The 14,154-nt window shown below is 43.0% G+C and carries 18 protein-coding genes; 8 read left to right on the forward strand and 10 right to left on the reverse strand.

Features of this window, described 5'->3' with window-relative positions; genetic code table 11:
- Positions 1-6 precede the first annotated feature (6 nt).
- From upp to ACJVC5_RS12580, 4 genes are read left to right on the forward strand one after another with little or no spacing between them, the layout of a single operon-like run.
- Positions 7-639, forward strand: a complete 633-nt coding sequence (upp, locus tag ACJVC5_RS12565; RefSeq protein ID WP_408095868.1) for a uracil phosphoribosyltransferase — start codon at positions 7-9, stop codon at positions 637-639.
- A complete protein-coding gene (gene udk, locus ACJVC5_RS12570; protein WP_408095869.1) occupies positions 608-1,246 on the forward strand; it encodes a uridine kinase in 639 nt (212 codons plus the stop codon). Before upp ends, udk begins: the two co-directional genes overlap by 32 nt.
- A 27-nt stretch (positions 1,247-1,273) precedes the next feature.
- Positions 1,274-2,488: a C1 family peptidase gene (locus ACJVC5_RS12575; protein WP_408095870.1), complete on the forward strand. Its 1,215-nt coding sequence runs from the start codon at positions 1,274-1,276 to the stop codon at positions 2,486-2,488.
- Positions 2,489-2,491: 3 nt separating this feature from the next.
- Positions 2,492-3,037, forward strand: a complete 546-nt coding sequence (locus ACJVC5_RS12580; RefSeq protein WP_408095871.1) for a GNAT family N-acetyltransferase — start codon at positions 2,492-2,494, stop codon at positions 3,035-3,037.
- On the opposite strand, the gene ACJVC5_RS12585 is transcribed toward ACJVC5_RS12580, so the two are convergent.
- Positions 2,994-3,266, reverse strand: a complete 273-nt coding sequence (locus ACJVC5_RS12585) for a hypothetical protein (RefSeq protein WP_408095872.1) — start codon at positions 3,264-3,266, stop codon at positions 2,994-2,996. The two genes, ACJVC5_RS12580 and ACJVC5_RS12585, sit on opposite strands and share 44 nt — an antisense overlap.
- Before the next feature lie 205 nt (positions 3,267-3,471).
- Here ACJVC5_RS12585 and ACJVC5_RS12590 point away from each other — a divergent pair, with 205 nt between their 5' ends.
- A complete protein-coding gene (locus tag ACJVC5_RS12590) occupies positions 3,472-3,924 on the forward strand; it encodes a universal stress protein (protein WP_408095873.1) in 453 nt (150 codons plus the stop codon).
- Here the strand turns inward: ACJVC5_RS12590 and ACJVC5_RS12595 are convergent.
- The gene (locus ACJVC5_RS12595; protein WP_408095874.1) at positions 3,896-4,498 is read right to left on the reverse strand and encodes a Crp/Fnr family transcriptional regulator; all 603 of its coding nucleotides are present in this window, start codon (positions 4,496-4,498) and stop codon (positions 3,896-3,898) included. The two genes, ACJVC5_RS12590 and ACJVC5_RS12595, sit on opposite strands and share 29 nt — an antisense overlap.
- Positions 4,499-4,618: 120 nt before the next feature.
- Here ACJVC5_RS12595 and ACJVC5_RS12600 point away from each other — a divergent pair, with 120 nt between their 5' ends.
- Positions 4,619-5,866 carry a dicarboxylate/amino acid:cation symporter gene (locus tag ACJVC5_RS12600; RefSeq protein ID WP_408095875.1) on the forward strand — a complete coding sequence of 416 codons (1,248 nt, stop codon included), beginning with the start codon at positions 4,619-4,621 and terminating at the stop codon, positions 5,864-5,866.
- Here ACJVC5_RS12600 and ACJVC5_RS12605 read toward each other — a convergent pair.
- From ACJVC5_RS12605 to ACJVC5_RS12620, 4 genes are all read right to left on the reverse strand, one after another.
- Positions 5,856-6,728 carry a hypothetical protein gene (locus ACJVC5_RS12605; protein WP_408095876.1) on the reverse strand — a complete coding sequence of 291 codons (873 nt, stop codon included), beginning with the start codon at positions 6,726-6,728 and terminating at the stop codon, positions 5,856-5,858. The two genes, ACJVC5_RS12600 and ACJVC5_RS12605, sit on opposite strands and share 11 nt — an antisense overlap.
- Positions 6,729-6,774: 46 nt before the next feature.
- Complete coding sequence (locus ACJVC5_RS12610) at positions 6,775-7,137, reverse strand: response regulator (protein WP_408095877.1); 363 nt, start codon at positions 7,135-7,137, stop codon at positions 6,775-6,777.
- A gap of 69 nt (positions 7,138-7,206) precedes the next feature.
- A complete protein-coding gene (locus ACJVC5_RS12615; RefSeq protein WP_408095878.1) occupies positions 7,207-8,595 on the reverse strand; it encodes a hypothetical protein in 1,389 nt (462 codons plus the stop codon).
- 6 nt (positions 8,596-8,601) lie between these two features.
- Positions 8,602-9,417, reverse strand: a complete 816-nt coding sequence (locus tag ACJVC5_RS12620; RefSeq protein ID WP_408095879.1) for a class II glutamine amidotransferase — start codon at positions 9,415-9,417, stop codon at positions 8,602-8,604.
- A 65-nt stretch (positions 9,418-9,482) separates the two neighbouring features.
- Here ACJVC5_RS12620 and ACJVC5_RS12625 point away from each other — a divergent pair, with 65 nt between their 5' ends.
- Entirely contained in the window at positions 9,483-10,154 is a 672-nt protein-coding gene (locus tag ACJVC5_RS12625; RefSeq protein ID WP_408095880.1) for an SAM-dependent methyltransferase, read from the forward strand.
- Here the strand turns inward: ACJVC5_RS12625 and ACJVC5_RS12630 are convergent.
- Entirely contained in the window at positions 10,057-10,794 is a 738-nt protein-coding gene (locus tag ACJVC5_RS12630) for a rhomboid family intramembrane serine protease (protein ID WP_408095881.1), read from the reverse strand. The genes ACJVC5_RS12625 and ACJVC5_RS12630 overlap by 98 nt on opposite strands.
- A gap of 127 nt (positions 10,795-10,921) precedes the next feature.
- On the opposite strand from ACJVC5_RS12630, the gene ACJVC5_RS12635 reads away from it, so the two are divergent.
- Positions 10,922-12,544, forward strand: coding sequence for a sensor histidine kinase (locus tag ACJVC5_RS12635; RefSeq protein ID WP_408095882.1), 1,623 nt, complete (start codon positions 10,922-10,924; stop codon positions 12,542-12,544).
- On the opposite strand, the gene ACJVC5_RS12640 is transcribed toward ACJVC5_RS12635, so the two are convergent.
- From ACJVC5_RS12640 to ACJVC5_RS12650, 3 genes are all read right to left on the reverse strand, one after another.
- Positions 12,516-12,938 (reverse strand): hypothetical protein, encoded by a 423-nt coding sequence (locus tag ACJVC5_RS12640; RefSeq protein ID WP_408095883.1) that lies wholly within the window; start codon positions 12,936-12,938, stop codon positions 12,516-12,518. The genes ACJVC5_RS12635 and ACJVC5_RS12640 overlap by 29 nt on opposite strands.
- Before the next feature lie 132 nt (positions 12,939-13,070).
- A complete protein-coding gene (locus tag ACJVC5_RS12645) occupies positions 13,071-13,493 on the reverse strand; it encodes an ExbD/TolR family protein (protein WP_408095884.1) in 423 nt (140 codons plus the stop codon).
- Positions 13,494-13,499: 6 nt separating this feature from the next.
- Complete coding sequence (locus ACJVC5_RS12650; RefSeq protein ID WP_408095885.1) at positions 13,500-14,120, reverse strand: MotA/TolQ/ExbB proton channel family protein; 621 nt, start codon at positions 14,118-14,120, stop codon at positions 13,500-13,502.
- Between the last annotated feature and the right edge of the window lie 34 nt (positions 14,121-14,154).

Below are 14,154 nucleotides of genomic sequence, written 5' to 3' on the forward strand. Positions count from 1 at the left end.
TAAAGTATGCATAAGAATCTCATTGAATTGAATCATCCGTTACTCTTACACAAGCTTGGTTACCTACGTGATAAAACCACGTACTCAAATGAATTTAGAAATCTCATCACTGAAGTTTCAAAGCTTCTGGCCTATGAAGCGATGAGAGACTGGAAAGATATGGATGCGGTTCGTGTGGAGACACCGATTGCTCCTACAAAAGTTGATCGCATTATCAACCCTCCGGTGGCGGTGGCGATTCTTCGCGCTGGTAACGGGATGCTGGATGGGGTCCTTTCGATGATTCCTATCGCTTCTGCGGGCTTCATCGGGATCTACCGCGATAAGTTCATTCAGAATACTGTAGAGTACTACTTTAAGCTTCCAGCGGACGTGAAGGGTCGAGAAATTCTATTGTGTGACCCTCTGATCGCCACTGCGGACACCATGATTGCGGCCATTGATCGTCTAAAAAGTTATCACGTGGGACCCATAAAAGTGCTCTCAATTTTGACATCTGAACATGCTCTAAAAAGACTTGAGCATTTTCATCCGGATGTTAAAGTCTTCGCTCTAAATGTCGAGAAGGAAATGACTGAGAACGGATACCTTGTTCCAGGTCTAGGAGATGCAGGTGACCGACTCTACCAAACCAAGTAAAACATTTATTCTAGGTGTTGCCGGCGGCTCAGGCTCCGGCAAAACCTATTTCGCCAAAGCTCTTCACCGGGCCTTGGGTGATCAAGCGACGATTGTCTATCAAGACAATTTCTATATTGATCAGTCTCATCGCTTTGATCATGATGGAGGATCGGTGAACTTCGATCACCCGGAGAGTCTGGACTTAAAGCTTCTGGCCCAGTGTTTGGGCGAGCTTAAAACCGGATCTGTTACCAATATTCCCATCTATGATTTCGTTACTCATTCCCGCAAAAAAGAACAATTAAAAGTCGGACCCGCAAAAATCGTGATTGTGGATGGTATTCTTATTTTCCACCCGGACTATTTGCGAGCGCAGTTCGATGAAATGATCTTTTTTGATACCCCAGAGTCGCTACGTTACGCCCGACGCCTGGAAAGGGACGTAAAAGAGCGTGGACGGACTCCGGAGGGTGTTGAGGCCCAGTTCTTAAAGCAGGTAAAACCCATGCACGATGAGTTCGTAGAACCATCTAAGCACCATGCCCATTCCATCGTGAAGGACCTGGACGATTACTACGAGTATTTTGATTCTTATAAAGCAAAGCTTTTAAAAATTATTGGATAACCCTTATAATCTTCATAGGAGATTCCTATGAAGATTATCATTCCTCTCGTTCTCATTTCATTTTCCTCTTTTGCCACTACCCTTGAACCCGTAAATACAGATTACGACTACCAGAATGCTCCCGAATATCAGGCGATCATGACTAAGCTCAAAGAGTTTGGTGACTTCACTAAAAAAGAAGGGCCCGCTCCAGCACCAGCTCCTGCGAAAACTCTCTCAAAAGGGGAGCAGGCAGTTGAAGAAGCAAAGGCCCGAAATCGCGCCATTATCGCGGCCCAAACCAAGGCAGAAAAAGAAGCGGTAGATAAGAACCGTGACATGACCGAGCTTCAAAAGTGGAAGCTGGAAGAAAAGAAAACCTTAGAGGCCTGGAAGAAAGAGTCCCGGGATCAGCTCAATGCCTGGAAACGCGAACAGGAAATCTTCCTGGGACGAATCAAGGTCTATAAAGAAAACACTTTTGAGCTACCAGTTAAACAAGAAAAAATCGTAGAGAAGAAAGTCCCTGTGGAAGTTCTTCCAGATGTACACATTGTCCATTCAGCTTTTGCTGTTCCAGTGCGCGATCAGTGGAACCGCCCGACTTGTTCGGCCTTTGCTGGTGTTCGTGTGGTGGAAATTCTTCTCGCTCAAAACAGTGTCACCAGAGATCTCTCTGAACAATATCTCTATTGGGCAAGTAAGCCCAAGTGCTACAGCTCTCCATGCTCAGAGAAAGGTTCATGGATCACTCCCGCTTATAAACACTCACAAGAGCAAATGACGGTAGATATCCCTCAGGAGTCGGAGTGCGGTTATAATGGTCAACCAGTGGAAAATAATGAGACCCAACTTCCGCTTAAGGCCACTTGTAAAAGTGGTGTGACTAAAATTTTAAATTACTCGGAACTTAAAACTCTTGCTGAAACAGTGGAAAGTCTTAAAAAGAACATTCCGGTTGTCATGGCCGCAAAACTTTCGGAAAATTTTTATAAGAACCAGGGTCTCGTGACTTTGAATGATGCTCAAGGTGGAGTGGCAAAACTTGATGCTCATTCTATGGGACATGCCTTTGTGGGAGTGGGAGTCATTGAGCTTCCGGAAAAACTAAAAGCGACCGAAGGAAACTACTGTATCGTAGTGGCCAACAGTTGGGGCAAAGGGTGGGGGGCCGGCGGTTACTCTTGCCTGACAGAGAATTGGCTCACAAAATTCAGACAGAAATCTCCTTTTGTGGCCGTGAATAAAATTTCAGTGGAGTAATGAATGACGATTCGACTTGAGTCAAAAAGATTGTACTACGAGCATTTGGAAGAAAAACATTTCGAGGGCTTTTGTCGCCAGGAAAGTGATCCTGAGGTGATGAAATATATTCGAGCTGCCTCGGAGGACAGGGAAGCTGCCCGAAAAAAATTCAATGATTATCTTTCTTATATGAGTGCCCACCCTAAACTAGGGATGTTCGCGGTCTTTGAGAAAGAAACACAAAATCAGATTGGATTAGGTGTTCTGTTTCATATTGAGATGAAGCCAGAGACAGGACGTTATGAAGTTGGATACCGCTTTGACCAAACTTCCTGGGGAAAAGGATACGCCACAGAACTGACGCATCGTCTTCTGCAGTACGGGTTTTATGAATTAGGACTAAAAGAAATTTGCGGAACCACTGATCCTAAAAACCTTGTATCACAAAAAGTTCTCATGAAGGCCGGCATGAAGAACATGGGGATCACCACTGAATTTCGTACTGGAAGCCAATTCTTTGTCCTTAACCGCGACGAATATCACCCCTCGGATGATTATAAATCTTAGTTGAAGAGTGACGTGGCCCTTTTTGTTTTCTATCTCGTGGATGGTTGTGAATTGGCGAACGATCCACGTGGGGTTTTCTCACTAACGCGTAAGCATAATGGTGATGGTGAAATAAGGGCGAATGTCTCACTTTGGTGTTGCGATCTGGGAGTTGATTAAGAACTGATGTGAAGCGACCAAGGATTGAGCTCACAGCGGCCTTTAATTTATGAATGATTTTCAGTTTCATAGGACCTCGACTTTTTAACTTCATGTTCTATTTTCCTAGAGATAAATGTCTTTTGAGAACAGTGCAAAACCTCAACGCACAAGGTTTTTCCGGAATCATTTACTTCTCTCAAGTTTATCTATGACATTCATCATTTTCTGACCTGATCAGCATCAGGGGAGATTTCATCTGTTTCTGTCATGATATTCCTATCAGGAGACTGTTTATGGAATTCGGAAAAAGTGTCGTGGTTGCCGTAGATATCGCCAAAGAAGCGAGAGGTCGTTTTGATGAATTGAAAGAAATTCATTTTTCTCCAGGATCAGATGTTCATCTGGTCTATGTCTTTCAGGAAATCGGTTTTAATTTTGCGATAGATGCCTATAGCATGGCCTATCCCCTGGCCGATGACAGGCTCGCGATTGAAAAATCCGTCAATGATGCTTTAAAGAAGTTAGGTAAAGAGGTCCTACCCAAAGACGTAAAGGTCCACACTCATTGTGTGTTTAGTGAGAATCAGAAAGAAAAGCTTTGTGAGGTGGCCCAGGAGATAAAGGCGGATGTGGTGATTCTTGCGGCCAGAAAACGTCATGGGATCTTTGAAAGCTCATTTGCTCAATATATGCTCAAGCACTCAGATAAAAGTCTTCTCATTCTAAAAGACCGGCAATCTGCCTGAGGGTTTTTTCGTCCTTAATATAAAAGGTCTTATCAATCTCAGTGATAAGACCTTGCTCTTTAAAATCACTAATAACTCTGATGGCCGTCTCGTTGGCAGTTCCAATCATGGAAGCGATTTCTTCCCGGGACAAATGAAGGCGAATGCAATGGTCTTCACCGTAGATTTTATTCATCATTAAAAAGTATTCCGCCAATCTCTCTTTCACGTTCTTTTTAACCAGAACAGAGTTGCGATTTAAGGCATCGTCGAGTTCATGGGAAAGGCGAAGGAGAGTATCAATGGCGATCTCTGGATTTTTGACGAAAAGATCTTCAATCGTTTTATGTTCAATGAAATAGCATTCAGTGTCTTCCAGGGCCTTGGCGCTTTCGAGATTCATTTTATTTTTAAAAAGACTTCGATGCCCTAATAGGTCACCGGTCGTGGCGAGCCTTAGAATGTGCTCTTTACCTTCAAGGCCGTTAGTGAAGACTTTGACATGGCCCTGTTTAATCAGATAGATTCCGAAGGAAGACGTCCCTTCATGAAAGATGGTTTCACCTTTACGATAATGATGAGATCTCTCAGACATGAGGGCCTTCAGCATTCGTCACCTCGCATTCTGATTCATATTTTAGTTTGTCCTTCTTAATATTTATTCATGCCCTGAACAAATGTTGTAAAAAGTTGAGCTCTTTGGGATTATAAATTTATGAAATTTTTTAAAAGTCTTTATCTTCAGGTTTTATTTGGGATTGCTCTAGGCATAACACTGGGTCTTGTATCACCGGATCACGCGGTGAAAATGAAGATCCTCGGAGACAGTTTCATTGCGTTGTTAAAAATGCTGATTGGCCCAATCATTTTTACAACTGTGGTTTTGGGAATTTCTCATTCTGGTGATATGAAAAAAGTAGGAAGAGTAGGCGGTAAGGCCATTTTATATTTTGAGACCATCTCAAATATTGCACTCGCCTTAGGTCTTGTGGCGGTGAATGTGTTTAAACCGGGCAAAGGCTTCAATGTGGGTCCTGCTACTTTGGACTCTGGTCCGATTGCTGAGTATGCGAAGAAGGCCGAGACTTCTTCTATGTGGGACTTTCTCTTCAGTATCATTCCTAAGACCTTTACTGATGCCTTTACCAGTAACGGAAATGTCCTACAGATTCTTTTTATTGCTCTTCTTTTTGGTTATGGACTTACTCATGTGGGAGAGAAGGGCAAGGTCGTAAGAGAATTTTTCGAGGGACTTTCCCAGATCTTATTTAAGATCGTTCACTTTCTCATGCTCTTTGCTCCTATCGGTGCTTTTGGTGCCATGGCCTTTACCATTGGAAAATACGGTGTGGAGTCACTGGCCCCCTTGGCCTCACTTATGGGAGTTTTTTATCTCACATGTATCGTCTTCATTGTGATTGTCCTTGGTCCCATTGCCAGATACTGTGGCTTCAGCATCTTTAAATACGTTAAGTACATTCGCGAGGAACTTTTTACGGTGCTGGGAACTTCTTCTTCCGAAAGTGTTCTTGCTCCCATGATGGAAAAGTCTGAGCGTTTAGGATGTTCAAAGTCAGTGGTGGGACTGGTCATACCTACGGGCTATTCTTTTAATCTTGATGGAACAAATATTTATCTCACTATGGCCGCGGTGTTTGTGGCCCAGGCCTTAAATATTGATCTCACCATTGGCCAGCAACTAAGTCTTCTTCTCGTGGCCACGGTAACTTCGCAAGGAGCTTCCGGAGTTACAGGTGCGGGCTTTATTACTCTCGCTGCGACACTGGCCGTGGTTCCGTCAGTTCCGGTGGCGGGCCTTGCCCTGATCTTTGGTATTGATCGCTTTATGTCTGAGGCCCGTGCCCTTACGAACACAATTGGAAATGGGGTTGCGACGATTGTGATTTCTCGATGGGAGAAGGAATTGGACGTAGAAAAGCTTAATCAGGAACTTAATCGTTAAAGAGTTTTTGGCTCTTTTCGATTTTCTCAAGATAGGCCATGGTGTCTTCTTCAGTCATCAGCTCTTTAGAGAAGACAGGGAACTGTGTTTCTAGTTTGCCCAGCACTCGATTAATCCGTTCTATGGTCTCAATGGAATTTTCCAGGGGTTGAACGAGATGAATTTTTTCCGGACACTCTCTTTTTAAAATGGCGACCGCGAGTTTCTGCGACTGCAAAGGACTATTGGTTCGATCTCTCATACTTAAAAAAATCTGTGCCAGTTTTTCGTGGACTTCATAGACCGCTTTTTCTCTTGTTAGCTTCTCAATCAGTTTCTGGTCCCGATAGCGAAAGGCAATAAGTGCAATGGCAATGGAGATATAAATAAAACTGACTTGGGGCTCACTAGAGAGAACCACATTAGGAGAATTTGCCAGATCCAGGTGATACCAAATAAAGATATTCTGTGCGCAAACAAAAAGCATAAGAACGAGATTTACCCAATACGGGCCAGGGACCAAAAAGGCGAGGAGAAGTATTTGAATTTTTCCAGAGACAAATGGAATCCATTCTCGGCCGCTTAAAAGATAATCTATTTGGACCGACCAATTGAAATAGACATAGGGTAGAAACAGAATAACGTAGACTAAAACGCAGTTTCGTTTGTTCCAAATGTTCTTTTTTATGAAAAGGGCCATGAGCACAATAATGGCCATGACTAGATGAATGGTTCGCTCTATCACTTGTTTTGGAAAAACTTCCAGACTTAAAAAACGCCAGATGGCAATCGTTTGAACCAAGATGATGACGACGGCGAGAGTTAGAACAACGTTCCAGGAAGATGAGTTATGGGGCCTTAAATTTTTTAAATATTGAAGCATCGTGGGAGATTAGCAATCGAAGAAAATCGCTTCAACTTAAGAATTTCTATATGGCCTGGAGGATTTTTTCAATGGTCTCAAGTTCCGCCGGTTTCTCTAAAACGGACACATTGGGCTCTCCAAGTTTGGCCTGTAGAAGAGGATAGTTACGAGCGTGACCAGTAAAAAAGACGATCTTCTTATCGAATTTTTTTGATTTGACCCAGTCATAAGCATCAATTCCGTTCTTAACTCCTGCTCCCAAATTGATATCAAGAAAGACCAAGTCAAAATTCTCTTTTTTCAAATCAATTTTTTGTAATTCATCAAAGGAATGGACGCAGGTTCCTTTAATTTCCAATTCATTGAAGATGGATGCCATCAAAACGCAGAGATCCTTGTCATCATCTAAAAGTAAAACACTTTTCATTTTTATCCTTGTCCCAAGTGTTAATTAGACGTTAACAATTCTTTTGTCCTCGTGCAATTTGAGAAGGTCTTAAAATTGACCAATCATCTTACGCGCCTTCATTGCTGTGACACCAAAATGGTTTTTAAACCAACTGTTCACAAATTCTTCGGGATAAGATTCCAATCTTTGGCATCGAATGACATTTTCTCCAACTGAGGCCATGCTTCGATCGTTTGGTAATGTACAAAAGAGTTTTTGCCAGATGCTATTCATGTCTGCTTTAAATTTTTGAGCGGCATCTAGAGAATAGGAATTAAATTTAACCAGGGGAGAACTAATATCTGTCTTCGCCGGATACAATCCAATGTCCGGAATATTGATGTCGTGAAGAAATCTTTCTTCTGTTTCTTCCTTCATGAAAGAGAATGATTCATTGTTTTTATCAAACAGAATGGAACCTTTCACATTCAAGGAAAGTGTCTGGGTCTTCTTTGTGGCAAGGTATTCATAAATTCGTGGCTCTGTACGATAACGAGTCACCGGCTCTTTATTTTGATAATACTCTGTACGGTATTTCGTGACCATGACACCATTTTCAACCGCTGAATAGGGAATCTGGCGACTTCTTTGAACCATTTGATAATCAGTATAAGGCACATTGACTTTATAGTTATGGACCTGTTTTACCGTCTGGGACTGAGGGTTCGAAATATATTGGCCCGCGATTTTCATTTTGATCGCGCGATGAGATTCAGGATGGTACCAAGGAGACTCTTTTAATGATTTATTTAAAGCATTCTCCAGGGCCACAACACTGGTATCATCCAGATTTTTGATACTGGTAGTGGTCTCAATTTTTGAAAAAAGTTTTGAACTGACAGTGGTTTGACTAAGACCTCGTTCAGGTCCCCAATATTTACAAAACTGAGTCACAAAGCTTCTGTAGAAGGGTCTATCTTCACCGGTCAATTTAAGAGTGTTGCATTTTTTTACACCTTTCTTTGTCACTTTTGCCTGGACCTTGTGCCAGTCAGACATTGATGAAAAGACATCTTGATAATGTCTCTGGTCTGCCTCGGCCGATAAGGGAAGATCATTTTTAACTTTAGTATTGATGCTTTCTTGGTAGTGGGGCCAGAGATAGTGGATCTCTTTTCCCTGAAAGGTAGAAGAGTTAAAATCTAATTTTAGCTTGTATTTTTTTTGAAGGTCAGTCAGGGCCTTCAATTCATCTATGGCGACCTGATACTGATTGGCGAGGCGTTTATCGCGAATATTTGTCAGTTTATCGTTGGAAACAATTTCTAATGAACTTTGAAGCCCATTTTTAACTTCTTCATCATCCGGATCTTTCTTGAGGGCCTCTGCCCAGTAAGAAACGGCCTCTTCATGGAGCCCTTTTTCGCTTAATTCGATGGCCTTCTTTTTGGCCGATGAACAAGAACAGACGAGGAGAAGAAGCAAAAGATATTTCATGAGACCTCAAGCATTAGAAATGCAATTTGTAATAGGACCTGGAACTGTTTTGAATTGAGAAACGATTTCGCCCTCTGAGAAGAGAAGCAGAGTTCCTGGATCATGAATGCTCCAGACCTCATTATCTGTGAGAGGGTTGGTGGCGATGACGGCCACTTGATCTTTGGTTGTGGTGACCGCACTAAAATCAATTTTCACGTCCTGATCTTTTAATTGAGCAACATGGAAAGGGGCCTTGCGAATAATCGAGGCGAGTTTGGTTGAACAGTGTGCAAGCATGAATTCGCCATTGGACAAAAGAAAATTAAAGACCCCAAAGGTCGCCAAGGCGAGTGTCAGTTCGTGAAGTTTATTTCCCAGCTCTTCCAGTGAAGGTGCTTGATCTCCAAAGGATTTCTGAAGTTCTTGCAAGATGAAACAGAAGGCTTTTTCGCTGTCCGTGTTTCCCACCGGTCGATAACGACCATCAAAGTTTGGCGCAAAGTTTTTTAGATCTCCATTATGAGCAAAGGACCAATAACGTCCCCACAGTTCACGCACGAATGGGTGAGTGTTTTCCAATTTGGTCTCACCCTGGGTGGCCTTACGGATATGGGCAATCACGTTTTTGGATTTTATCGGATAGGTGCGAATAAAGTCCGCCACCGGTGAATGGGCCGAAGCATTAGGATCAAGAAATTGTCTAACACCTTTCCCTTCAAAAAAAGTAATTCCCCACCCATCGGTATGATGATCAGTGAGTCCTCCGCGGGCCTGAAAACCCGTAAAAGAGAAGCAGATGTCCGTTGGGACGTTACAATTCATTCCTAATAATTGGCACATGAATTTATTGTAAGTGCCCAGTCGGAAGGATGACAATGGGCAATTGTTCCTGCGATAATTTCCGGATGGAACCAACTCGAATTGTACACTGTGAAGACGCCCTGGTTTGGCTTAGAGAAACACCCTCACTTGAAGGCTGCTCCCTGATAGCGTCCATGCCTGATATTTCAGAGTTTCCGCAATACACGCTATCTCAGTGGAAGGAATGGTTTCAAACCACTGCTGAGTTAGTCATGTCCAAAACGCCGGATGACGGAGTGGCGATTTTCTTTCAGTCGGATATTAAGGTCGAAGGCACCTGGGTGGACAAGGCCTTTATAGTTCAAAAAGCGGCCGAGAAAATTGGTCTAGAACTTCTCTGGCACAAAATTTTCTGTCGGGCACCGGCGGGTATGACGACCTTTGGTCGCCCGGCCTATTCACATATGCTGTGTTTTTCTAAAAATGTTAGGGCCGATGTTTCAAAATCCACCGCCGACGTCATTCCTGATCTAGGTGAGAAGACTTGGGAAAGAGGAATGGGACTTGAGGCATCACTTCTTGCAAGTAAGTTCATTTTAAAACAAACCAATACCAGAACTGTGGTTCATCCGTTTTGTGGTGAAGGCAGCATGATGGCCGTGGCGAATTTCGTGGGCCTTAATGCTGTTGGCATTGAACGCAGCCCGAAGCGCGCGGCGCGGGCCCGTCTTCTTCAAGTGGCACCTGACGGTAAGAGCTTTCTTCAAGGAGAATAATGTTCTCCATCTCATCCAGATGTTTTTCAATCGGTACCCAGACTTCAGCGGCACGGATCTTTTTGAAGTTCAGGGCAAAGTAAATCAGGGCAAGAGGAACACCCAGGAGAAATCCCAGTCCATGGGCGAGATAACTTGTTTGTGGTTGGAATGTTTCAGGAAATAAAAAGATAAGTGACACTGCCACTGCGTGAACCAGTCGTGTTGTTACCGTTTGTCGTCTTTCAATCAAAACATAAAGTGTGAGCCAGAACGAGGCCATGAAATAAACCACACCAGAAACTCCCACGAGAGAAACGTCCGGTGGATAAAAAGCAATGGTGCCCAGGTTAATGAGTCCACCAGCGATAATACTTAAAACGGGAAACACCCAGAATCCAAAATAATTGGTCAACAGTGCCGCTAGACCTGCGAAGAAAAATGCATTGTGTGCCAGGTGAGTGAGGTCAGCATGGAGGAGGGCAGCTGTGAAGGCACGCCAGTATTCTCCTTGTTCGAACACCAGACGTTTTGTGGCCGAGAATTTCTCCGGATCGGCGCCGAAGAAAAGCATGAGAACGCCTAAGCTTATGGCACCGATGACGAAGCTCTTATAAGCAGGCTTCTTTGAAAGAAAAGTTTTGGTAAGTCTATATTCCATAGGTGCCTCACTCTTAAAACACAAGATGGTGACATATCCGTTAATGTCAAGTTTGCCTAATTTTTTAAGGAGATTTTAAAATAACTTTTCTTAATGAAAGTCATAAGATGAGACATCTGGAGTGCATATGTTAAACGCACATCACCATCCTCTAAATTTAAATCTTGATTATCACAGGTTGATTGCGAGTTTGCCTGGTATGTACATGTTAATGCTACCTGATCCACCGCACTTTACGATTGTTGATTGTAATGATGATTTATTGCGACTCACCAAACGTAAACGTGAAGATGTAGTAGGGAAATCATTATTTACTGCTTTCCCTGATAATCCTAAGGACCCTAAAGCGAGTGGTGTAAAAAACCTTACTCGCTCACTTCTTGTGGTTTTAGAAACTGGCACGACTCATACCATGGCGATTCAGCGCTATGACGTTACGAATGAGCAAGGTGTATTTGAAGAAAGATACTGGAACCCCATTAACTATCCGATCCTGGATGAAGAAGGAAATATTCTCTATCTTGTGAATCAGAGCGAAGATGTCACCGAACTCATTCTCACAAAACAAGTGAATGAAAAACTCGAACGAATGGAAACAGAGGTCTACATTCGTGCTCGCGAGATTCAGGAAGTGAATGAAAAACTTCGAAGTGCCGAGGCGAAGTACCGCGGTCTTTTTGAATCGGCCCAGGACGCCATTGTGGTCTTAGATAAGTGGGGGAAAATTAAGTTCGTCAATCAGCAAACCATACATCAATTTGGTTACACGGCCGAGGAGCTGATCCACAAAGATGTTGAGTTACTCGTTCCTGAACGATTAAAAAAATCACATCTGGCCTTCCGTCTCACATATTTTGACGACCCAATACCAAAATATATGGGTGAAAGACAGGTTGAACTGTGTGGACTCCATAAAAATGGAACTGAATTTCCCATTAGTGTGACCATGAGTCCACTATTGACCCCTGAAGGACTCTGGATCACTGCCATTATTAGAGACATTAGTGAAACAAAAAGATTAATGGAAGAATCCATTCACGCCAGAGAGGACATTATTGCAACTGTCTCTCATGACTTAAAAAATCCTCTTTCTAGCATCGTGGGAAACGTGTCCATACTGACTAAATACAATAATAGAAACGATAAACCGGATCCTAAGCTGGAAAAAATTTTGCATGGACTTCAACGGGCCACAGCTCAGATGACTTCCCTGGTTCAGAACCTTCTTGATTTTAGTAAGCTTGAGGCAAAATGTTTTGTCGTCGATAAAAATCCGGAAAATGTAGCAGACATTGTTAAAGAGGTGACGCAACTATTTGAACCCTCCGCCCGAGACAAAAAAATTGATTTGATCATTAACATCGAAACTAATCTGCCTCTTCTTAACTGTGACAATCTCTGTGTGAACAGAGTGCTTTCAAATCTTTTAAGTAACGCCGTCAAATTTACGCCGAAGGGTGGAAAAATATGGATTGAAGTGAAGAAGAAAGAAGATTCAATCCTGTTCATGGTCAAAGACTCAGGTCCGGGAATTGTAGAGGCGGATTTAGAGCGTGTTTTTGATCGTTATTGGCAGGCCAGTAAGACCGCAACCAGGGGAACGGGACTTGGGCTTGCTATCGTGAAAGGGATCATCCAGGCACATGATGGTCAGGTCTGGGTGAAAAGTATCGTGGGTGAAGGCAGTGCTTTTTATTTCACACTGCCTCTCAATGCTAGACCTACAACTGAAATAGAGAGTTTCCACTAAATTTCATATTCACTAATTCAATTTCACCTTCAAATGGAACATGAACTGTGATGTTTTCTGTAGGAGCTTTTACACACATCACACGTCTTGAAACTTCGTTTGAAATATTCACGGCCGATAAATAGAGTTTTCCCTTACCGTCGACCACTTCAAAGTGAGTGAAGTAACCGCCTAGACGATCCATGCAACCTTGTAGGGCCACTTCAACTTCTACAACAGAACCGATGGCCATACAGGTGACACGGCCCGGGATCCTTGGACAAATTTCTTTTACCGAAAGGATCTCACCTTTTGCTTGAGAGATACTTAAATCACCTTTTTTGATAGGAACTTTGCTGGCGGCCAGGATCGACTGAGATATCAATAAACTTAAAATCAGAAGCAATGTTTTCATTTTGTCTCCGGGTTAAGAAGAATAAGAAGAGAAAAGTAGAACGGCCGGAGGACAAAATCAAAATGTTCAATCTAAAGGGAAGTTTAATTTATTTTGAGGAAGAACCCTGCCTCGAATCAGGCAGGGCCAAAATTATTGAGCGGTTTTAAGTCTCGCAGCGATAGAAAAGTTTTTGGCACCGGCACTTCTTGCGGTGTCCATGATGGTCATGACTTTATCAAGTTGTGACTCAGCATCACCTTCAAGGATCACAGACTCGGTCTTGAGACTTACAAGCTTGGCCTTAATGCGCTCTTGTAGTTCTTCTAGCTTGACCTCTTCACCTTGAACGGCAATTCCACCATTCTTAGAAAGAGAAACAACCAGTGTTTCGCTGTTCTTGTCGCTGACGGCGTTCATTTCAGGCAGATCAACATCCAGACCTGACTCGATCGCTGCGGATGAACTCACCATGAAGATGATGAGAAGCACCAGCATGATATCAATCAGTGGAGTCATGTTAATGTCTGAAACGATTTGCTCTTCGTCGTTACCGTTTTTATTACTAAAGGCCATGTGAACCTACTTGGTCTTTCTCGCCAAAAGAACTAACTCTGCCGAATCTTCAACTTGATGTCTGAAAGACTGGGCCGTTTTATTCACTTTGGTTTGGAAGTAGTTATAGAAAAGAACCGCAATAACCGCCACGATGATCCCGGCCGCTGTTGCAATCAACGATTCTGAAATCCCGGCCGCTACAACCGAGAAACCACTTTTACCTGTGGCGCCGATGGCCTTGAATGATGCCATAATCCCGAGAACCGTTCCAAATAGACCTACGAACGGTGCAGATGAGGCGATGGTACCAAGAATCCAAAGATTTTCTTTAAGACTTGAGTTCGTTTCTGACAGGCGACGTGAAAGTTTGTCTGCCATGTCTTCTTTTGATGTATGAATTTCTTCCATAACCACTGCGTATGGACGGCTGATGGCCTCAGGGAATCTAGTCAGGGTCAGCTTTAAATCATCAAAGCGTTTAGAAGAAATGGCCTGATTAATTTCGGCATTCAGCTTTTCAGATTCTCTGATAAAAGCACGTAGATAAAAAATCTTATGAGTCGCCACCGTCCAGGCAAGAATTGAGAAAACCAGGAGGGGATACATGATAAATCCACCCTGGTGAAACAGTTCCATCATTGACATAAATTCGATCCTTTTTATTTGAAAACGAAGAGGG

This window comes from Peredibacter sp. HCB2-198 (genome assembly GCF_045999315.1).
Taxonomy (GTDB): Bacteria; Bdellovibrionota; Bacteriovoracia; order Bacteriovoracales; family Bacteriovoracaceae; genus Peredibacter.